This window comes from Serratia sp. BNK-23 (genome assembly GCF_047456145.1).
Classification (GTDB): Bacteria; Pseudomonadota; Gammaproteobacteria; order Enterobacterales; family Enterobacteriaceae; genus Serratia; species Serratia nematodiphila.
Map to the genome: position 1 here is coordinate 301,347 of NZ_CP179900.1, position 18,860 is coordinate 320,206.

At 61.7% G+C, this 18,860-nt stretch carries 19 protein-coding genes; 11 read left to right on the plus strand and 8 right to left on the minus strand.

The genetic code is table 11. The features are described 5' to 3' along the window. Window positions 1–19: 19 nt before the first annotated feature. Window positions 20–1,309 carry a maltoporin gene (locus ACMGF9_RS01410; protein WP_015379233.1) on the plus strand — a complete coding sequence of 430 codons (1,290 nt, stop codon included), beginning with the start codon at window positions 20–22 and terminating at the stop codon, window positions 1,307–1,309. A gap of 97 nt (window positions 1,310–1,406) precedes the next feature. Continuing rightward, window positions 1,407–2,312, plus strand: a complete 906-nt coding sequence (gene malM, locus ACMGF9_RS01415) for a maltose operon protein MalM (RefSeq protein WP_021505144.1) — start codon at window positions 1,407–1,409, stop codon at window positions 2,310–2,312. A 55-nt stretch (window positions 2,313–2,367) separates the two neighbouring features. On the opposite strand, the gene ACMGF9_RS01420 is transcribed toward malM, so the two are convergent. From ACMGF9_RS01420 to ACMGF9_RS01430, 3 genes are read right to left on the minus strand one after another with little or no spacing between them, the layout of a single operon-like run. Continuing rightward, a complete protein-coding gene (locus ACMGF9_RS01420; RefSeq protein ID WP_021505143.1) occupies window positions 2,368–3,351 on the minus strand; it encodes a nucleoside hydrolase in 984 nt (327 codons plus the stop codon). Window positions 3,352–3,373: 22 nt separating this feature from the next. Continuing rightward, on the minus strand, window positions 3,374–4,375 hold the full coding sequence (locus ACMGF9_RS01425) for a LacI family DNA-binding transcriptional regulator (RefSeq protein WP_015379230.1): 1,002 nt from the start codon (window positions 4,373–4,375) through the stop codon (window positions 3,374–3,376). A gap of 24 nt (window positions 4,376–4,399) precedes the next feature. Further along, entirely contained in the window at window positions 4,400–5,782 is a 1,383-nt protein-coding gene (locus tag ACMGF9_RS01430) for an MFS transporter (protein ID WP_015379229.1), read from the minus strand. 392 nt (window positions 5,783–6,174) lie between these two features. Here ACMGF9_RS01430 and ubiC point away from each other — a divergent pair, with 392 nt between their 5' ends. After that, entirely contained in the window at window positions 6,175–6,690 is a 516-nt protein-coding gene (ubiC, locus tag ACMGF9_RS01435; RefSeq protein ID WP_015379228.1) for a chorismate lyase, read from the plus strand. A 17-nt stretch (window positions 6,691–6,707) separates the two neighbouring features. Further along, on the plus strand, window positions 6,708–7,580 hold the full coding sequence (ubiA, locus tag ACMGF9_RS01440; RefSeq protein ID WP_004936728.1) for a 4-hydroxybenzoate octaprenyltransferase: 873 nt from the start codon (window positions 6,708–6,710) through the stop codon (window positions 7,578–7,580). 66 nt (window positions 7,581–7,646) lie between these two features. Here ubiA and plsB read toward each other — a convergent pair whose 3' ends face one another. After that, window positions 7,647–10,112, minus strand: coding sequence for a glycerol-3-phosphate 1-O-acyltransferase PlsB (gene plsB, locus ACMGF9_RS01445; RefSeq protein ID WP_031300261.1), 2,466 nt, complete (start codon window positions 10,110–10,112; stop codon window positions 7,647–7,649). Between the two features lie 148 nt (window positions 10,113–10,260). Here plsB and ACMGF9_RS01450 point away from each other — a divergent pair, with 148 nt between their 5' ends. From ACMGF9_RS01450 to ACMGF9_RS01465, 4 genes are all read left to right on the plus strand, one after another. Further along, the gene (locus tag ACMGF9_RS01450; RefSeq protein WP_015379225.1) at window positions 10,261–10,629 is read left to right on the plus strand and encodes a diacylglycerol kinase; all 369 of its coding nucleotides are present in this window, start codon (window positions 10,261–10,263) and stop codon (window positions 10,627–10,629) included. A 102-nt stretch (window positions 10,630–10,731) separates the two neighbouring features. Continuing rightward, window positions 10,732–11,340 (plus strand): transcriptional repressor LexA, encoded by a 609-nt coding sequence (lexA, locus tag ACMGF9_RS01455; RefSeq protein ID WP_004936736.1) that lies wholly within the window; start codon window positions 10,732–10,734, stop codon window positions 11,338–11,340. A gap of 103 nt (window positions 11,341–11,443) precedes the next feature. Beyond that, window positions 11,444–12,781: an MATE family efflux transporter DinF gene (gene dinF / locus ACMGF9_RS01460; protein WP_118891644.1), complete on the plus strand. Its 1,338-nt coding sequence runs from the start codon at window positions 11,444–11,446 to the stop codon at window positions 12,779–12,781. Between the two features lie 314 nt (window positions 12,782–13,095). Further along, window positions 13,096–13,305, plus strand: a complete 210-nt coding sequence (locus ACMGF9_RS01465) for a CsbD family protein (RefSeq protein WP_004936743.1) — start codon at window positions 13,096–13,098, stop codon at window positions 13,303–13,305. A gap of 102 nt (window positions 13,306–13,407) precedes the next feature. Here ACMGF9_RS01465 and zur read toward each other — a convergent pair whose 3' ends face one another. Further along, window positions 13,408–13,920, minus strand: coding sequence for a zinc uptake transcriptional repressor Zur (gene zur, locus ACMGF9_RS01470; RefSeq protein WP_015379223.1), 513 nt, complete (start codon window positions 13,918–13,920; stop codon window positions 13,408–13,410). A 245-nt stretch (window positions 13,921–14,165) separates the two neighbouring features. Here zur and ACMGF9_RS01475 point away from each other — a divergent pair, with 245 nt between their 5' ends. Beyond that, window positions 14,166–14,738 (plus strand): sugar O-acetyltransferase, encoded by a 573-nt coding sequence (locus ACMGF9_RS01475; RefSeq protein ID WP_004936750.1) that lies wholly within the window; start codon window positions 14,166–14,168, stop codon window positions 14,736–14,738. A 30-nt stretch (window positions 14,739–14,768) separates the two neighbouring features. On the opposite strand, the gene ACMGF9_RS01480 is transcribed toward ACMGF9_RS01475, so the two are convergent. Together ACMGF9_RS01480 and ACMGF9_RS01485 are read right to left on the minus strand one after the other, a co-directional pair. After that, a complete protein-coding gene (locus ACMGF9_RS01480) occupies window positions 14,769–15,314 on the minus strand; it encodes an RNA polymerase sigma factor (RefSeq protein ID WP_021505140.1) in 546 nt (181 codons plus the stop codon). A gap of 18 nt (window positions 15,315–15,332) precedes the next feature. After that, a complete protein-coding gene (locus ACMGF9_RS01485; RefSeq protein ID WP_021505139.1) occupies window positions 15,333–15,866 on the minus strand; it encodes a tetratricopeptide repeat protein in 534 nt (177 codons plus the stop codon). A 202-nt stretch (window positions 15,867–16,068) separates the two neighbouring features. Between ACMGF9_RS01485 and dusA the strand changes: the two genes are divergently transcribed. Together dusA and pspG are read left to right on the plus strand one after the other, a co-directional pair. Continuing rightward, complete coding sequence (gene dusA, locus ACMGF9_RS01490; protein ID WP_019453217.1) at window positions 16,069–17,079, plus strand: tRNA dihydrouridine(20/20a) synthase DusA; 1,011 nt, start codon at window positions 16,069–16,071, stop codon at window positions 17,077–17,079. 155 nt (window positions 17,080–17,234) lie between these two features. Then, window positions 17,235–17,453, plus strand: a complete 219-nt coding sequence (gene pspG / locus ACMGF9_RS01495) for an envelope stress response protein PspG (RefSeq protein WP_004936761.1) — start codon at window positions 17,235–17,237, stop codon at window positions 17,451–17,453. Between the two features lie 300 nt (window positions 17,454–17,753). Here pspG and ACMGF9_RS01500 read toward each other — a convergent pair whose 3' ends face one another. Next, window positions 17,754–18,737, minus strand: coding sequence for a quinone oxidoreductase (locus ACMGF9_RS01500; protein ID WP_015379219.1), 984 nt, complete (start codon window positions 18,735–18,737; stop codon window positions 17,754–17,756). Window positions 18,738–18,860: the final 123 nt, after the last annotated feature.

Here is an 18,860-nt window from a genome sequence, read left to right on the forward strand (position 1 = left end):
GTATAACAGGAGAATAATGATGACTACTCTGCGCAAACTTCCTCTGGCACTGGCTGTCGCCGCCGGTGTTCTCTCTACTCAGGCGCTGGCCGTGGATTTTCACGGTTACGCCCGTTCCGGCATCGGCTGGACCGGCAGCGGCGGTGAGCAACAGTGCTTCAAGGCCACCGGCGCCGCGAGCAAATACCGTCTCGGCAACGAATGTGAAACCTACGCCGAACTGAAACTGGGGCAGGAAGTGTGGAAAGAAGGCGACAAGAGCTTCTATTTCGACACCAACCTGGCCTATTCGGTCTCGCAACGTTCCGACTGGGAAGACGTGACGCCGGGCTTCCGCGAAGTCAACGTGCAGGGTAAAAACCTGATCGACTGGCTGCCGGGCTCCACGCTGTGGGCCGGTAAGCGTTTCTATCAGCGTCATGACGTTCACATGATCGACTTCTACTACTGGGATATCTCCGGCCCGGGCGCTGGTCTGGAGAACATCGATCTGGGCTTCGGCAAGCTGTCCGCCGCCGTGACCCGCAACTCCGAATCCGGCGGCTCTTACGGCTATCTGGATAACGAATGGAAACAGCGTCCGACCGTCAACGATACCTTCGACCTGCGTCTGGCCGGCCTGGAGCTGAACCCGGGCGGCACCCTGGAGCTGGGCGTGGACTACGGCCGCGCCAATGCGCAGGACAACTACCGCCTGGCGGACGGCGCCAGCAAAGACGGCTGGATGTTCACCGCGGAACACACGCAGAGCATCCTGAACGGTTACAACAAGTTCGTGCTGCAGTACGCCACCGACTCGATGACCTCGCAGAACAACGGCCGCAACGAAGGCGCCACCATCGATAACAACGGCAAGATGATCCGCGTGCTGGATCACGGCGCCATCGACTTCAACGATCAATGGGCGCTGATGTACGTCGCCATGTTCCAGGACATCGACCGCGACAACAACAACGGCACCACCTGGTACACCGTGGGCGTGCGCCCGATGTACAAATGGACGCCGATCATGAGCACCTTGCTGGAAGCCGGCTATGACAACGTCAAATCCCAGCGCACCGGCGATCGCAACGGCCAGTATAAAGTGACCCTGGCGCAACAATGGCAGGCGGGCAACAGCATCTGGTCGCGTCCGGCCATCCGCCTGTTCGCCACCTACGCCAAGTGGGATGAGAAGTGGGGCTACGCCACCGGCGATGATACCGGGTATAACGCCGGCACCGCTTACAACGACACCAGCATGCATACCTTCAGCCGCGGCAAGGATGACGAAGTCACCTTCGGCGCCCAGATGGAAATTTGGTGGTAACGACAGGACGGGGAGGGCCGCAGGCTCTCCCCCAATCGCATTCGCCGCGGCCGGATCTCTTGCCTGATCCATCGCGGCGCTGAAAGAGGATATAACGATGAAAAAGAATCTGCTGTCACTCTGCCTGTCGCTGGCGCTGACCGTCGGCGCGCCTTTGGCGGCCAATGCCGATACGCCGGCCAACGTTTCCGTCGCGCCGGCCATCAGCGCCGCCACGCTGCAAAGCCTGCCGTGGCAGCCGTTGCAGCCGCCGGTGTCGCAAGAGGTGAAGCTCGACGCCGTCAGCCCGCAGCTCAATCAGGGCGAGATCCAGGGGGCGATCGCCGCCTATACGTTGCCGGCCGATCGCGGTTCGCTGGAAGTGACGCTGAGCAGCCTCGCCAAAAACAATTCGCTGTACGCGCCGAGCGTGCTGGTGCTGGACGAGCATCTGCGCCCGGCGGCGTATTACCCGAGCAGCTATTTCCCTTACCAGCCGCCGGGGGCGATGTCCTCCGATCGTCTCGAAGGCACGCTGAAGCTGACGCCGGCGCTCGGTCAAAAACAGATTTACCTGCTGGTGTACACCACTCGCCAGGATTTGGTGAAAACTACGCAGCTGACCAACCCGGCCAAGGCCTATGCGCAGGGGGTGGGCAACGCGGTGCCGGATATCCCGGATCCGATCGCCGGCCACGCGACGACCGGCACGCTGAAGCTTAAGGTCACCGCTGAACAGGGCACCGGCAACGTGATGATCGGCATGCTGCAGCCTGCGCCGACCGTGGCGCCGGTGGTGGTGGGGTCGAGCACCCCGGCCGCGGCGGCGGCACCGATGCCGACGCCGGAGAAACCGGCGGAGCCGATGCTCAACGATACCGAAAGCTACTTCAATAACGGCATCAAGCAGGCGGTGAAGGCGGGCGATATCGACAAGGCGCTGAAGCTGATGAATGAGGCCGAGAAGTTGGGCTCTACCACTGCGCGTAAAACGTTTATCAGCAGCGTTAAAGGCAAGGGGTAACACCCGGCGCTGCCGATGCTGGCTCGATGATTGGTGCGCCTTGGCGCACCTTTTTTCATCCGCGCGCCAGCGTTGCGCCGATCAACGCCAGCAGACGGGTGTTGTCCACCTGCTGCATGATGCGCACCGGCTTGCCCTGCGGCGGCGGCATACCGACCGTCAGGCGCAGGCCGCCCGGCCGCCAACGGCGTGAGCTGCCGCGCGTCAATGCCCCTTCCAGCGCCACATCCACATGGAACATTTCGGTCGTGACCAACTGCGGTTCCAGCAGCCAGGCGATCACCAGCGCATCATGGATCCAGCAGCCCGGCAGGCGCCGCGTATGGCGCGAATAGTCGATCCACGGCTGCGTGGTGGCGCGCAAATAACGGCACAGCGGGGTATCCGGCTGGGTCAGCGCGGCCAGATCCGCCTGGGTCAGCATGGTCTGGGTGGTGACGTCCAGCGGCGCCAGCGTGATATTGGCACCGCTGTTCAACACCAGCCGCGCCGCTTCCGGATCCAAACCAAAATTGGTGTCCTTGATGTATCCTTCGACGTTGAACACGCCGCCCATGATCACGATCTCTTTCACCGCCTGCGCCATCTGCGGGTAAAGCTGCATGGCGTGCGCAACGTTGGTCAGCGGGCCGATCGCCGCCAGCGTGATCTCGCCGGGATGCCGGCAGATCAGTTCGCCGATGGCGATGGCGGCGTCCGGTGCGGGCGCGTTGGCCAGCGAGGGGGCGGGCAAGTCGCGCCACAGCGCCGCCAGCTGCGGATCGGCGATCGGGCGGTCCAGATGGGCGCGCCACGGCTCCGGCGGCTCGCTCAGGGCGCGCGCCGCGCCGAGGGCGACCGGTACCCGGTAGCCGCTCTGCGCCAGCAGATCGGAGGCGACGGCGAAGCCCACTTCACGCGGGGTATTGCCGGCCACGATGCTGATCAGCTCCAGTTGCAGCTGCGGTTTGGCCGCCAGCGCCAGAGCCAGCGCCAGACCGTCATCGACGTTGGCGCCGGGAACGCCGTTGCCGGGATCGCAATCAATGATTAAACGCATAGTAAGGTGTCCTGAAAAACCGCTAGCAGCCGCACGAGTGGCGGATGCGCAGTTGAAAAGCGAATTCATGCAGCTCGGCGGGCGCGGCGCCGGCGGCTAGCATGGCGATGGCCCGCTTGGCCATGGCGTCGATCGGCTGCTCGACCGCGCTGAGCGGCGGCACGCTGAATTCGGATTGCTGCGTGCCGTTAAAACAGATCAGCGCCAGATCGCCCGGCGCGCGCAGCCCATGTTCCGCCAGCGCCGACAGGCAGCCGAGCGCCTGCTGCTCGTTAGAGGTGAAAACGGCGCGCGGGCGCGGGCCTTGCACCAGGCGCTGGGTGGCCTGGTAACCGCCCTGGCGGGTGTAGGGCACCTCGAAAATCCATTCGTCGCGCGGCGCGATGCCCGCTTCCAGCAGCGCATCGCGCCAGCCGTTCAGGCGATCCTGTGCGTTGAGCATGGTCAGCGGGCCGATAAAAATGCCGATATCGCGATAGCCGTGCTGCAGCAGATGGCGGGTCGCCTGGCAGGCGGCGTCGCGCTCGTCGACGCGAATGGCGCAGACGCCGGCCTGGCTGTCGATGGTATCTATCATCACGCAGGGCGTGCCGGAGGCGCGGATCAGATCGAACCACGGATGGCGATCGACGCTGGTGTACAGCAGGCCGTCGACCTGGCGGCGCAGCAGGTTGTTGATCAGCTCATATTCGCGCTGCCGGTCGTCGCCGGCGTCGCCCAGCAGCAGCACGCGGCCGCGGCTGAAGGCCTCCTGCTGCAGCGCCCGCGCCAGCGTGGCGAAGAACGGGTTGGAAATATCCGGCACCACCAGCCCGTAGGTTTGCGTGCTGCCGGAGGCCAGCGCTCGCGCGATGTCGTTCGGCCGGTAGCCGGTCTGCTCGATCGCCGCCAGCACGCGCAGCCGGGTGGCTTCCGCCACCGGGCGCGGACCGTTGTTGATCACATAGCTGACCACGGCGACGGAGGTGCCCGCTATGCGAGCCACGTCGGCGCGGGTAACGCGGCGCGCGGAGTGATTATCCAAATTGAGGTCCTGTTCGCCTTCCCGCTACGCGGCATCCTGCGGCAGGTTGAGATCGCGGCCGCGGGTTTCGGGAGCAAAGAAGGTGGTGATTAAGCCGATGGCCGCCATTACAACAAAATAGCAGGCGACAGGCCACCAGTGACCGAAACCGGACAGCAGCGCGGTGGCGATCAGCGGCGCGGTGCCGCCGGAGAGGATCGACCCGAGCTCCTTGGCGAACGCCATTTTGGAGTAGCGGTTCTTCACGCCGAACAGTTCGACGCCGTAGGCCGCCTGCACGCCGAAGATCCCCAGCGATGCGATGCACATGCCGACCACGATCACCGAGATGACGATCGCCGGCTCACGGCTGTCGAGCAACCAGAACGCCGGGAAAGCGTACAGCACCAGCAGCAGGCAGAACCACCGGTAGGTGATGCGGCGGCCGAAACGATCGGAGAGCCAGCCGGCCAGCGGGATCACCAGAAAACCGCACAGTGAGGCGATCAGCACCGCCAGCGCCGGCACCGATTTATCGACCATCAGCACCTTGGCGACGTAGCCGACGATAAAGCCCTGGCACAGGTAGGAGGGGCCGTTTTCGCCGATGCGCAGGCCGAGCATCACCCAGAACGCCTTGGTGCGCTGCAGGTAGCTGCGCGTATCCGGCGCGGCCTGGGCGGCGTCCAGCATGCGCTGGTGGTTTTGCTGCAGCTCGCGTTCGAACACCGGCGTTTCCCGCACGTGGCGGCGCAGATACAGCGCCACCCCGGCTATCAGGATGCTGGCGAGGAACGGAATGCGCCAGCCCCAGCTCATCAGGTCTTCCTTGTCGAGCTGCAATACCAGCAGCCACACCAGCGACGCCAGCAGGGTGCCACTGTTGGAGCCGATGGCGATGATAGACGCCACCAGCCCGCGCCGCTTGGCCGGCGCGTATTCCGCCAGCATCACCGCCCCGCCGGACAGCTCCGCACCGGCGCCGAACCCCTGCGCGAAGCGCAGGATCACCAGGCAGGCGGGCGCCCAGACGCCGATTTGCGCATAGGGCGGGATCAGGCCGATCAATGTGGTGGAGAGGCCCATCAGCGCCACGGTGGTGATCAGCACCACGCGGCGGCCTTTGCGATCGCCGATCCAGCCGAACACCAGCGCGCCGATCGGCCGCGCGACGAAGCCGACGGAGTAGGTGGCGAAGCTGGCCAGCAACGCCACCAGCGGCGTGGCTTCGGGGAAGAACACGTCGCCGAACACCATGCCGGCCGCCAGGCCGTACAGCGCGAAGTCGACGTATTCCATGGCGGTGCCGAGCCAGCAGGAGAAGGTGGCGCGCCAAAATTGGCTGCGCCCCTCTTTGGTTGCCAGGCGTTCATCGGCCGCCAGCGCGGCGTCGGCGGTCTGTGAAGGGGCAAGCGTTGTTTCGCTCATGGCAGTGCTATCCTCTTTTATTCTGCGCCTGGAGGGGCGCGGTTAAAGATGGTTTCCCTGGTGCCGGCAACAAAGGTGTGCCGACAAATCATGTCGGACGCATGGCGATTCAACGCTGCCGTATCAGGGTATCTACGCGCGTAGATAACACAACGCGAGGAAGCTGAAACTTTGCGGGCGATCACAGAATCGTCAGCGCGCCGGGAAATGAAGATAGAGAATGCGGATGGCAAAAAGATGACAGAACCCCGGTTTTTCCGGCCGACAGACCTGCCGTTTTCGCCACGAATCAGCCTGCCGCTTTCGCATTTCTGCGCTACAATGGGGGCCTGTTAACAGTTTGTATCGTCTGGCGCGCCGTACCGGCTGCGGTTCAGGCGAGGAGTAAAGCAATGTCTGGCATCAGGGATTCCATCCTGCCGCCGCTGGAGTGGTTATCCGAACAGGATCCTCCGGCGCCCGCCGCCGTCAGCGACTGGCTGATGGAGTTAGGCTCCATGACCCGACGATTTGAACGCCATTGCGCCCAGGTGCGCGTTGAACCGCAGCGCGAATGCTTCGTCACGCGCGAGGCGCTGGGCGACGAGGCGAACCACCTGCCCGATAGCCCGCGCTACTGGCTGCGCGAAGTGGTGCTGCTGGGCGACGGCCAGCCCTGGCTGCTGGGGCGCACGGTGATCCCGGAACATACGCTGACCGGCCCCGACCAGGCGCTGGTGGATCTGGGGACGCTGCCGCTGGGGCGCTATTTGTTCAGCAGCGGCGATCTGACCCGCGACTATATCCATATCGGCCGACAGGATGCGCTGTGGGCGCGTCGTTCACGGTTGCGGCTGGCGGGCAAGCCGCTGCTGCTGACCGAACTGTTTTTACCGGCTTCGCCGCTGTATTCAGCGGTCCCCGCATAAGAGAGGAGAGCAAGACGTTGGAGGGAAGCGTGACTCAAAGTAAATGGCGGGCTTACAGCCATTTGATGCGCATTGATAAACCGATTGGCACGCTGTTGCTGTTGTGGCCGACGCTGTGGGCACTGTGGCTGGCCGGAAAAGGCGTGCCGCCGCTGTCGATTTTGCTGGTGTTCGTGCTCGGCGTGTTCCTGATGCGCGCCGCCGGCTGCGTGGTGAATGACTATGCCGATCGCGCGGTGGACGGCTACGTGAAACGCACCGCCGGGCGGCCGATGCCGAGCGGCCGGGTGAGCGCGAAAGAGGCCAAGGTGCTGTTCGTGGTGCTGGTGCTGATCTCGTTCTGCCTGGTGTTGACGCTGAATGCGATGACCATCTGGCTGTCTCTGGCGGCGCTGGCACTGGCCTGGGTGTATCCGTTTATGAAGCGGGTGACCAACCTGCCGCAGTTCGTGCTGGGCGCCGCGTTCGGCTGGGGCATTCCGATGGGCTATGCGGCGGTCAGCGAATCGCTGCCGCTCAGCTGCTGGCTGCTGCTGCTGGCGAACATCTGCTGGACGGTGGCCTATGACACGCTGTATGCGATGGTCGATCGCGACGATGATCTGAAAATCGGCATCAAGTCCACCGCTATCCTGTTCGGGCGTTATGACAAGCTGATCGTCGGGCTGTTGCAGTTCGCGACGTTGTTGCTGCTGGTGTGGGTCGGTTATCTGGCGCAGCTCGGCGGCGCGTTTTACTGGTCGCTGCTGCTGGCGGGCGCACTGTTCATTCACCAGCAGAAGCAGATCGCCGGGCGCGAGCGCGACGCCTGCTTCAAGGCCTTTCTGCAGAACAACTATGTCGGGCTGGTGGTGTTTATCGGCATCGCGCTGAGCTATCTGCCGGCGTAACGGTTCCCTGCCGCAAGAAAAAAGGCACCCCAAGGGGTGCCTTTTGTGTTTCCGCGCCGGGCGAAATCACTCGTCTTTCTCTTCTTCCGCATCGGTTTGCGGCAGAGCGTTGGTCTCTTCCGGCATGTTGACGCTTTCGATGGTCAGCTTGATTTCCGGCGTGATCAGATCGCTCAGCATGCTGTACACCTCGAGGGTGTGCTCGCGGATCGCATCGCCGCTGTCGTTGATGTAGCCTTCTTCACGCAGCGTCGCCACCAGGGTGGAGAACACCGCCTTGTCGAAGAACTCCGGCGCATTGATGCCGTGCAGCACCGACAGACGTTGCGCCATGATGCGGCTCTCTTTCTCCAGCGCGCCGCGGTTGATGCTCGGGTTGGCGCTGAGGATCGACATGGTGATGGCGTAGCGTTGCAGGGTTTCGCGCACCCCGGCGGCCAGCAGCTGCAGCGGGCGAATGCGCGCCGGGTTGAGCACCAGATCGTCGCCTTTGTCGCAGATCAGCTGTTGACGGATCAGCTCGTCGATCATCGGCCGCAGCACCTCCGGCAGCTGTTCCTTGTCGTTATGCAGGAACAGCTCGGCTTTCAGCATCGGGTAGATCATGCCGATCTGGCGCAGCAGCTCGGCGCGCGACACCCGGCGATGATGCATCACGATGCTGGCGATCAGCGACGGCAACACCAGCAGATGGTGGATGTTGTTGCGGTAATAGGTCATCAGCACCGCCTGCTCGCGCGGCAGGATGATGATGTCGCCGATGCTGTCCTTCTCCACCTCGAACTTGTTCATGTTCAGCGCGTGATCCAGCAGCTCATCCGGCGTTTGCGTCGGCACGGTGACGTCACGCGCGTAAGGCGCGTTGCGCATCAGCTGCAGGTAGCACTCGAGCTGCTCGACCAGCTGCTCGCGGGTCAGCGAACGCTGACGCGAGGCCAGCAGCGCGGTGGAACACAGGTTCATGGCGTTGGCTGCGGCGGCATTGTTGATGCGCACCATGATCTGGCCGGCCAGATCGTTGACCGTCGGCGTCAGCCAGCTTGGACGCTGAGCCTCGATCGGATCGATCGATTCGCGCCACTGCGGCACGTTCTGGTTGAGGTAAGCCGTCAATGGCAGCGGTTCGCCGAAGTTGACGTATCCCTGGCCCAGGTTGCGCAGCTTGCGCAGGCCGCGCAGCATCTGCGGCAGGCTCTCTTTTTCCTTGGTGGCGCCGCGCAGCTCTTTGGCGTAGGTACCCACTTCCATCACGTGTTCGTAACCGATGTAAATCGGCACCAGCGTGATCGGACGGGTGCCGCCGCGCAGCATCGCCTGGATGGTCATCGACAGGGTGCCGGTCTTCGGCTCCAGCAAACGCCCGGTGCGGGAACGGCCGCCTTCCACGAAATATTCCACCGAGTAACCGCGGGTGAACAGCTCGCCGAGGTATTCACGGAACACCGTCGAATACAGCTTGTTGCCTTTAAAGGTGCGGCGGATGAAGAACGCGCCCAGGCGACGGAAGATCGGGCCCGCCGGCCAGAAGTTGAGGTTGATGCCCGCAGCGATGTGCGGCGGCACCAGGCCCTGGTGATACAGCACGTACGACAGCAGCAGATAGTCCATGTGGCTGCGGTGGCAGGGCACGTAGACGATCTCGTGGCCGTCCTGCGCCAGCTGGCGCACGCGCTCGGCGTTGGTGACGTTGATGCCCTGATACAGCCGGTTCCAGGTCCAGCTCAGCACGCGGTCGGACAGGCGCACGGTTTCGTAGGAGAAGTCGGCGGCGATCTCTTCCATCAGCGCGATGGCGTTCTGCTGGGCCTTCTCGTGCGAGATCTTCTTGCTGCGCGCTTCGTCCTCGACCGCTTTTTCGATCGCTTTGGACGCCAACAGCTTGTTGAACAGATCCTGACGGGCCGGCAGACTCGGGCCCACCGCGGCCAGGCGCTGACGCGAGAAGTGCATGCGCGCCACGCGCGCCAGTTTCTGCGCGATGGTTTTATCCGTGCCGTGTTCGGTAGCCATGCGGCGCAGCGACACGGTGTTGGAGAAACGCACGAAGCTGTCGCGGCCGAGCCACAGCACGGCGAAGAATTTCTGCACGCCGTTCAACAGACGCAGGTGCGGCGTGCCGTGGCCTTCGCGGCCCGGCGAACGGCCGAACATCACCGAAACCGGCAGCATCTGAATGTCGAGATCCGGGTTGCTGCGATGCAGATCCAGATAGTCGTGGAACAGCTTTACCGACTCTTCTTTTGGGGTGTAATAGCGGAATACGCGCGGGCCGTCGTGAATGAACACGTAGCTCGGCAGCACGGTGCCGTCGATCTCCAGCGAGTTGAGCGGATCGGGCAGATCCTGCGCCAGGCACTGGGTGCGCAGCGTCAGCAAATCCGCCTTGGAATTGTAAGGTAAAACATACAAAATCGGCCGTGAGGGATCCAACCCTAGCTCGGTAACCGGATCTGAAGGGATGACCTTACTTCTTACCAACAATTTAAGTGGTAAATTCAATATTTTATAATAAATTTTACGCCAACCTGACATAACAACGTGAAGCCTCTTGTTAGCAATGCGCCGCAAGCATACCAGAAACCGGGTAGCAGATCTGTGGTGTTCGAAAACCGAGAGCCGTCAGCGCGGACTGTTCTAGACTCTTTTTATTATGACCGACCTCTGAGAAAGGCACGAAAACATGGCAAACCAAGCAACCGGACTGACCCGCATCATCAAGGCAGCCGGCTATTCTTATAAAGGGCTATCCGCCGCCTGGCAGCACGAAGCGGCTTTCCGCCAGGAACTGGTGGTCACCCTTCTGGCTATCATACTGGCTGTCTGGCTGGATGTGGGTGCGATAGCGCGCATTTTATTGATCGGATCGGTAGCGCTGGTGATGATCGTCGAGATCCTGAACAGCGCGATCGAGGCGGTGGTGGATCGCATCGGCAGCGAACATCACGAGCTGTCCGGGCGGGCCAAGGACATGGGATCGGCGGCGGTGTCGCTGGCGATCGTGCTGGCGCTGTTCGTTTGGGGCACGGTCTTATGGCAGCATTTCGGCTGACGAAAAGCGCCTACTGACTGATTTTTATTTATTCTTCGGTTCCCAATCCGCGCTTACCTGTATATACTCACAGCAAGACTGTATAAACAAACAGGGGGCGGAATGAAAGCACTAACTACCAGACAGCAAGAGGTCTACGATCTGATTCGCGAGCACATTTCGCAAACGGGCATGCCGCCAACGCGTGCCGAGATCGCGATGCGTCTGGGGTTCCGTTCGCCTAACGCCGCCGAAGAGCACCTGAAGGCGCTGGCACGCAAAGGCGTGATCGAAATCGTCTCCGGTGCCTCGCGCGGTATCCGTCTGCTGATGGAAGAAGAAGAAGGGCTGCCGCTGATCGGCCGCGTCGCCGCCGGCGAGCCGCTGCTGGCGCAGCAGCACATCGAAGGGCACTACCAGGTGGATCCTTCCCTGTTTAAACCGAGCGCCGATTTCCTGCTGCGGGTGAACGGCATGTCAATGCGCGACATTGGCATTCTGGACGGCGATCTGCTGGCGGTGCACAAAACGCAAGACGTGCGCAACGGCCAGGTCGTGGTCGCGCGGATCGAAGACGAAGTGACGGTCAAGCGCTTGAAAAAGCACGGCAACGTGGTTGAACTGCTGCCGGAGAACAACGAATTCCAACCGATCGTGGTCGATCTGCGTCAGCAGAATTTCACTATCGAAGGGCTGGCGGTCGGCGTGATCCGCAACGGCGACTGGATTTAATCGCCGCGCCATCACCGCCGCTCCCTGTATCAATCGCCCCTGTTTTGGGGCGTTTTTGTTTCTGACTTCGCCCTTTGTCACTCAGTCACAGGAACATCCCATCATGCGCCTGATTTCCGCTTTCACCAGCGACACCGATAAAGCCCTGTGGCGCCTCGCCCTGCCGATGATCTTCTCCAATATTACCGTGCCGCTGCTCGGGTTGGTGGACACCGCGGTGATCGGCCACCTCGACAGCCCCATTTATCTGGGGGGCGTGGCGATCGGTGCGGTGGCGACCAACTTCCTGTTCATGCTGCTGCTGTTCCTGCGCATGAGCACTACCGGCCTGGCGGCGCAAGCGCTGGGGGCGCAGAACCCCCAGGCGCTGGCGCGCGCCTTTATGCAACCGCTGCTGCTGGCGCTGTTGGCCGGGGTGGCGATCGTCCTGCTGCGCTATCCGCTGATCGAACTGGCGCTGCGGATCGTCGGCGGCGATGCCGACGTGCTGGAACAGGCGCGGCGTTTTCTTGAGATCCGCTGGTTAAGCGCCCCGGCGGCGCTGGCCAACCTGGTGCTGCTGGGCTGGCTGCTTGGCGTACAGTACGTGCGGGCGCCGGTGATCCTGCTGATCGTCGGCAACCTGCTGAACATCGTGCTGGATATCTGGCTGGTGATGGGCCTGGGCTGGAACGTGCGGGGGGCGGCGGCGGCAACCGCCATCGCCGAATACGCTACGCTGCTGCTCGGCCTGTGGTTGGCGTGGCGGGTGATGCGCCTGCGCGGTATTACCCTGCAGATGCTGCGCCAGGCCTGGCGTGGCGATCTGCGTCGCCTGCTGGCGCTCAACCGCGACATCATGCTGCGTTCACTGTTGCTGCAACTGTGCTTTGCGTCGTTGACCATTTTCGGCGCTCGCCTGGGAAGCGAGGTGGTGGCGGTCAATGCGGTATTGATGAATCTGCTGACGTTCACCGCCTATGCGCTCGACGGTTTCGCTTATGCGGTGGAGGCTCATTCGGGCCACGCCTACGGCGCCCGGGACGACAGCCAACTGCGCAAAGTGTGGCACGCGGCCTGCAGGCAGGCAGGGCTGGTCGCGTTGGCCTTCGGCCTGGCGTATGCCGTTACCGGCCAGCAGATCGTGGCAGCCTTGACCTCTTTGCCGGAACTGCGTGCGTTGGCCGCCCATTATTTACCCTGGCAGGTCATTCTGCCGCTGGTTGGGGTGTGGTGCTATTTGCTGGACGGCATGTTTATCGGCGCCACGCGCGGCGCCGAGATGCGCAACAGCATGGCGGTGGCCGCGGCGGGATATGGTATTGCGCTGTTCAGCGTGCCGCTGCTTGGCAACCACGGGCTTTGGCTGGCGCTGGCGGTGTTTCTGGCGCTGCGCGGCCTGGCATTGGGCTGGATTTGGCACCGTCACCAGGTGCGCGGCAGCTGGTTTACTGCCCATTAAACCGGACGTCTTGTTGGGTTAATGGTTAGTTTTTCTTATGATTTTGATCATGTTTGCTTACATGTTTTCAGCCTTGGTCTGTTCGCGTTAGTTCGTTGTTTGTTAGCGTTTTTTGTTTTTATCTTGTTTGTTAATGGTTTTTTATCCTGTGTTTTGGCTTTTTTATTTCCATGTTTAACTAGAATGAATCATGTGGCTGGTAAATGAAGGGGAGCGGTGCTTCTTAAGGTGAAGGGAGCATCCGCCAGAAAAACTTCTGGTTAACCCGGCCGGCGACAGGGATCACTGATTCACCACAGGTTAACGGAGAGACTATGAATAAAGATCAAGCCGACGGTAACTGGAAGCAGCTGAAAGGCAAAGTGAAAGAGAAATGGGGCAAGCTGACCGATGACGATCTGACGGTCATCGAAGGGAAACGCGAACAGCTGGTCGGCAAAATTCAGGAGCGCTACGGTTACCAGAAAGAGGCGGCCGAAAAAGAGGTGAAGGCCTGGGAAGATCACACCAAACACCGCTGGTAACACGCAGGGCCGCCACTGACGGCGGCCGGCAACAGCGCAGGCCGGCGTCGCTCCATCCTCTGGCGCCCCGGCCGCAGGTACAGGGAAGTACCTGACTTCGTCTTACTTCTTCTTGATGGCGATGCTGTGATCGTGTTCGGCGCAGTCATGCTTGCTGTCACAAGCTTCAACTTCAACGCAACCGGCGCACAGGCCATGCGCTTCCACCACGCTGTGCCGCAGCGCAAATCCGGCTTCCTGCGCCAGCTTCTGCAGCGTCTCCTCCACGCCTTCGGTGGTGCGTTCGGTCACCTGGCCGCAGCGATCGCAGATAAACAGCGCGGACGTATGCATCGGCTGTTCGAAGTGGTGGCACAGCACGTAGCTGTTGGCGGACTCCACCCTATGGATAAACCCTTGCTCCAGCAGAAAATCCAGCGCGCGGTAGACCGTCGGCGGCTTGGCCTGCGGTTCGGCGACGCGCAGCAGATCGAGCAGGTCATAAGCGCTGATTGCACCGGGTTGCTGAGTCATCAGACGCAGCACTTCCAGCCGTTGCGGCGTCAATCGCACATTGCGTTGCTGGCAGAGGCGTTCCGCCTGCGCCAGCAGCTTTTCCTGGGTGGTTGAGTTCATCGCAAATATCCCGGTACGTAAAAAAGCCGATTTTACCATGATTACGGCGAATCGCCGAGAGTTGCCCCCTTTTCCCCTGAGGATAGCGCAGAGAAAGGCGCGCTGAGTGCGCTAAAAGAGAGATGCATCACAACTTTTCCCCTCCGCCGGGCGGTAGATCAACGTTGCCGGTTTTAGCGCTGGAGAGCGGGGGGCGAGAGCGGTATAACGCCTTTCACCCGCGTGATGAGCAGGAGCCCTGTGTGATGACGGAAAGAGAGAAACTGTTAAGCGGCCTGGAATACAACAGCCGCGATGAAGAACTGATCGCCCTGTACCATCGGGCGAGGGCGTTGACCAAAAGCCTGGGGGCGCTGGACTCGCATCAGGCGGACGAGAAAAATCGCCTGCTCGGCGAGCTGTTCGGCAACTGGGGTGAGGCGAGCTGGATCGAAACGCCATTCTGGTGCGACTACGGGCAGCATGTCCGCATCGGTAAAAACTGTTTTATCAACGTCAATGCGGTGTTCCTCGACTGCAACACCATCACCATCGGCGACAACACGCTGATCGGCCCCAACGTACAAATCTACACGCCGAGTCATCCGCTGAAGGCCGGTGAACGCTTTACCGGTGACCCGGCTTTTCCTTTCCGCACCTCGGCGCAGCCGGTGTCTATCGGCAGCAACGTCTGGATCGGCGGCAACGTGGTGATCCTGCCGGGAGTGACCATCGGTGACGGCACGACCATCGGCGCGGGCAGCATCGTCACCGGCGACATTCCGGCCAATGTGCTGGCGCTGGGGCAGCCGTGCCGGGTTATCCGCGCGTTGGAATAGGCCGCTTAACACGAATTGGCGGCCAGCGGTTTATCGGCGAGTGCGGGGCAAGGGCGGAGGAGGGGGCTTCTTACGGTGCGAATCGTCGTTTGGCAACTGGCGGTCATCGGCCAAGGCCAGGCGTGCGGCCGCCAGGCGGCTCATGACGGTGCCGATTGGCACCGCCAGCACTTTCGCCGCTTCCCGGTAGGACAGCCCTTCGACATACACCAGAAACAGCGCGTTGCGCTGGGCCGCCGGCAACCGGCTTACGCGCCGCATCACTTCATTGAGCCAGACCGGCTGTTCACCGTTGTCCGCATCGCCAAGCTCTTCCGCCGCCATGCAGCCTTGCCCCTGACGACGATGCTGGGCGCGAACTTCATTGAGCCAAATAGAGTGCAAGATGGCAAACAACCAGCGATCCAGGTGTGAACCGGGGGTGAATTGCGCGGCGCGCTCCAGCGCACGCACGCAGGTTGCCTGCACCAGGTCGTCGGCGACATCCCGCCGGTGCGAAAGCACCAGCGCATAGCGCCACAGGCGGGAGAGATAGTGGCCGAGTTCATCGCGTATCGCATCGCCGCTGATAGTCACCTCCGCAGGCGCGTCGGATCAAGATTCCGGTTGGCGGTCGATGGCTGCCGCCAAATCTCGGTACTCCTCGCACCCGGTGCCGCACAGCGACTGGATCACCAGCAGCTGTTGGCGCGCCAGGTCGGGCCGCCCTTTCAGCATATAGGCTTCTCCCAGGTACTCGCGCACTTTGGGGTATTTCGGATCGAGGGCCACTGATTTTAAATAATAGCCGATACCCTCATCGGTGCGGCCCAGTTTGCGCGTGGCGTAGCCGCGATAATTCAGTGCGACGGCGGTGTTGGGATTTTGCAGCGTGTTGAGCATATCGATCGCTTCCTGATAGCGGCCGCTTTTCGCCAGTGCATAGGCATAGTTAGTGCGGTCGGCGTCGTCGACTTTGCTGCCTTTATCCACCGTGCAGGTCTGGGTTTTACTGTCGTAAACCTGGCCTTTCGGACAGGTCGGCGGGGTTTGGCCGCTGCCGTCGCCGCCCATCGCCAGCGCCGCGCCGGAAAACAGCAGGCAGCCGGCAATGGCCGATGCCAGCAGGCGTTTAATGAAGCTGTTCATGGTTGTGTCCTCAAGGCAGAGGCGCCGTGCGCGCCCGTAATGAGATAACACCTGAACGAGTGAATTTATTCGCCTTACTCCCGCTTATTTACGCCACCGGCAAGGCGGTTTTCCCAACGGCGTCGATTGTCGTTATAATAGCCGTTTGCGGCCGCGCGCCGTTCGTTGAACCCAGACAGACTCAGGTAGCCAGTAACTCAGCATGACGAAAGACAACCACGCCCCAACCTACGCCGCCAATCGCTTCTCCATCGCGCCAATGCTCGACTGGACCGATCGTCATTGCCGTTACTTCCACCGCCTGCTGACCAAGGAAACGCTGTTGTACACCGAAATGGTGACCACCGGCGCGATCATCCACGGCAAGGGCGACTATCTGGCCTATAGCGAAGAAGAGCATCCGGTGGCGCTGCAGCTGGGCGGCAGCGATCCGGCCGCGCTGGCGCACTGCGCCAAACTGGCGGAGCAGCGCGGTTATGACGAGATTAACCTCAACGTCGGCTGTCCGTCCGATCGGGTGCAAAACGGTATGTTCGGCGCCTGCCTGATGGGGCAGGCGACGCTGGTCGCCGACTGCATCAAGGCGATGCGCGACGTCGTATCGATTCCGGTGACGGTGAAGACCCGCATCGGCATTGACGATCAGGACAGCTACGCTTTCCTGTGCGACTTTATCCAGACCGTCGCCGGGCGTGGCGAGTGCGACATGTTCACCATCCACGCTCGCAAAGCCTGGCTCTCCGGCCTCAGCCCGAAAGAGAACCGCGAAGTGCCGCCGCTGGACTACCCGCGCGTTTATCAGCTGAAGCGGGATTTCCCGGCGCTGACCATCGCCATCAACGGCGGGGTGAAAACGCTGGAAGAGGCGCAACAGCACTTGCAGCATCTGGACGGCGTGATGATGGGGCGCGAGGCTTACCAGAATCCGGGCATCCTGGCGCGGGTCGACAGCGAACTGTTCGGCGCGCAGACCGCGGTGCCGGACAGCGTGGCGATCGTCGAAGCGCTGTATCCGTATATTGAGCGCGAGCTGTCCAACGGCACCTATCTCGGCCACATTACTCGCCATATCCTCGGTCTGTTCCAGGGCGTGCCGGGCGCGCGCCAGTGGCGTCGCCATCTGAGCGAGAACGCCCACAAGCCGGGCGCCGATGCGCGGGTGGTGGAGCAGGCGCTGGCGTTGGTGCGCCAGCCGCGTGTCGAAATGGCGTAGCCGAAAAAATTTGACCAACAGTTAGTCTTTTTCACCAGGCATTTGGCGCGCTGCCGGATGCCTTCCCCATTTTTTCAATAGGTTAGCCCTTCCGCCATTCTGGCACGCTTCTTGTAATTCACTCTGCAGATACGTTGCATTGCAAAGGAGCAATCATGTTGGAAATCTTCTTTCTCATTGGCTTTGTGGTGATGCTGATGGTGACCGGCATCTCGCTGCTGGGGATCTTCGCTGCGCTGTTGGCGGCGGCGGCGTTCATGTTGTTGGGCGGGTTATTCGCGGTGGTCATCAAGCTGCTGCCGTGGCTGATTTTGGCGGTGGTTGGGGTATGGATTTACCGTTCAATGCAGAAACCCCAGGTCAGGCGTTACTGATTTTTTGCTGAATAATCAGTCAGTCGCGATGAAACTTGCATAACTACCCACCACGCTAATGCGGCAGCGATCACAGCTTGGCAGTTTTCCCCGGCGATGTGGCACATAAAGCGTGTTTTTTGCCGGACGGGGCTGTTAGGATGTTGGTCGATGCAGTGATGCGACCCATTTCATCACCGTGAGAGACACCTAAAATTCGTGTTGCTAAAGCAACCCCCTGTCTCTGGCGGACTCTGCTCTACCCCTACAAAACGCAGTAACAGAAAGGGCTCCGCAAGGAGCCCTTTTCTTTGGCTGCTATCAGGGGATCAGCAGGCTGGAACCGCTGGTGCTGCGGCTTTCCAGCACCTGGTGCGCACGCTGGGCGTCGGCCAGCGCGAATTTCTGCTCGTCTCTCACTTCCACCCGAATGGCGCCGCTGCCGATCAGCGAGAACAGCTCATTGCTGGCGTACTGCAGCTCGGCGCGGTTGGTGATGTAACCGTTGAGGGAAGGGCGGGTGACGTACAGCGAGCCCTTCTGATTCAGCAGCGCCAGATCGACTCCCGTCACCGGGCCGGAGGCGTTGCCGAAGCTGACCATCAGGCCGCGCCGCTTCAGGCTGTTGAGCGAGGCCTGCCAGGTGCTTTGCCCCACCGAATCGTACACCACGCCAACCTTCTCGCCGTGCGTCAGCTCGGCCACCCGCTGGGCGATATCCTCTTTGTGGTAGTTGATGGTGGCCCAGGCGCCGGCCTGTTTCGCCAGCGCGGCCTTCTCGTCGGAGCCGACACTGCCGATCAGGCGTGCGCCCAGCGCTTTGGCCCATTGGCAGGCGATCAGCCCGACGCCGCCGGCGGCGGCATGGAACAGGAACACTTCACCCGGTTGCACGTCGTGGGTCTGGCGCAGCAGGTAATGCACCGTCAGCCCTTTGAGGAAAGAAGCGGCACCCTGCTCAAAGCTGAGGTTGTGCGGCAGCAGCGCCACTTTTTCTTCCGGCACATTGTGGACTTCGCTGTAGGCGCCGAGCGACGACTGCGCATACACCACCCGGTCGCCCGGTTTGATCGCGCTGACCCCGGCGCCAACCTTGACCACCACGCCGGCCGCCTCGGTGCCGAGGCCGCTCGGCAGGCTGGCCGGCGCGTACAGCCCACTGCGCACATAGGTGTCGATGTAGTTGATGCCGATCGCTTTGTTCTCGATCTGCACTTCGCCAGCGGCGGGGTCGAGCGGTGTAAAATCAACGTATTGCAAGACTTCCGGCCCGCCGGTGGCGGAAAACTGAATGCGCTTGGCCATATCGTTACCTCGTTTGAGTGTCTGATTTCACCCTATTCTTTTTAGTATCGGAGATCCAGTTCACCCGTGCGGGATTCAATACCTTTTTTGCATCGGTTATGACGCAAAAATCACGTATACTCT

What these genes read in the sequence shown, in the direction of transcription:
- dinF (WP_118891644.1), top strand. Translation starts at nt 11,444, where the DNA reads ATGCGCCTGATTTCCGCTTTCACCAGCGACACCGATAAAGCCCTGTGG.
- plsB (WP_031300261.1), bottom strand. Translation starts at nt 10,112, where the DNA reads ATGTCAGGTTGGCGTAAAATTTATTATAAAATATTGAATTTACCACTT.
- malM (WP_021505144.1), top strand. Translation starts at nt 1,407, where the DNA reads ATGAAAAAGAATCTGCTGTCACTCTGCCTGTCGCTGGCGCTGACCGTC.
- ACMGF9_RS01420 (WP_021505143.1), bottom strand. Translation starts at nt 3,351, where the DNA reads ATGCGTTTAATCATTGATTGCGATCCCGGCAACGGCGTTCCCGGCGCC.
- ACMGF9_RS01485 (WP_021505139.1), bottom strand. Translation starts at nt 15,866, where the DNA reads ATGAACAGCTTCATTAAACGCCTGCTGGCATCGGCCATTGCCGGCTGC.
- ACMGF9_RS01500 (WP_015379219.1), bottom strand. Translation starts at nt 18,737, where the DNA reads ATGGCCAAGCGCATTCAGTTTTCCGCCACCGGCGGGCCGGAAGTCTTG.
- lexA (WP_004936736.1), top strand. Translation starts at nt 10,732, where the DNA reads ATGAAAGCACTAACTACCAGACAGCAAGAGGTCTACGATCTGATTCGC.
- pspG (WP_004936761.1), top strand. Translation starts at nt 17,235, where the DNA reads ATGTTGGAAATCTTCTTTCTCATTGGCTTTGTGGTGATGCTGATGGTG.
- ACMGF9_RS01430 (WP_015379229.1), bottom strand. Translation starts at nt 5,782, where the DNA reads ATGAGCGAAACAACGCTTGCCCCTTCACAGACCGCCGACGCCGCGCTG.
- ubiC (WP_015379228.1), top strand. Translation starts at nt 6,175, where the DNA reads ATGTCTGGCATCAGGGATTCCATCCTGCCGCCGCTGGAGTGGTTATCC.
- ACMGF9_RS01475 (WP_004936750.1), top strand. Translation starts at nt 14,166, where the DNA reads ATGACGGAAAGAGAGAAACTGTTAAGCGGCCTGGAATACAACAGCCGC.
- dusA (WP_019453217.1), top strand. Translation starts at nt 16,069, where the DNA reads ATGACGAAAGACAACCACGCCCCAACCTACGCCGCCAATCGCTTCTCC.
- ACMGF9_RS01465 (WP_004936743.1), top strand. Translation starts at nt 13,096, where the DNA reads ATGAATAAAGATCAAGCCGACGGTAACTGGAAGCAGCTGAAAGGCAAA.
- ACMGF9_RS01410 (WP_015379233.1), top strand. Translation starts at nt 20, where the DNA reads ATGACTACTCTGCGCAAACTTCCTCTGGCACTGGCTGTCGCCGCCGGT.
- zur (WP_015379223.1), bottom strand. Translation starts at nt 13,920, where the DNA reads ATGAACTCAACCACCCAGGAAAAGCTGCTGGCGCAGGCGGAACGCCTC.
- ACMGF9_RS01450 (WP_015379225.1), top strand. Translation starts at nt 10,261, where the DNA reads ATGGCAAACCAAGCAACCGGACTGACCCGCATCATCAAGGCAGCCGGC.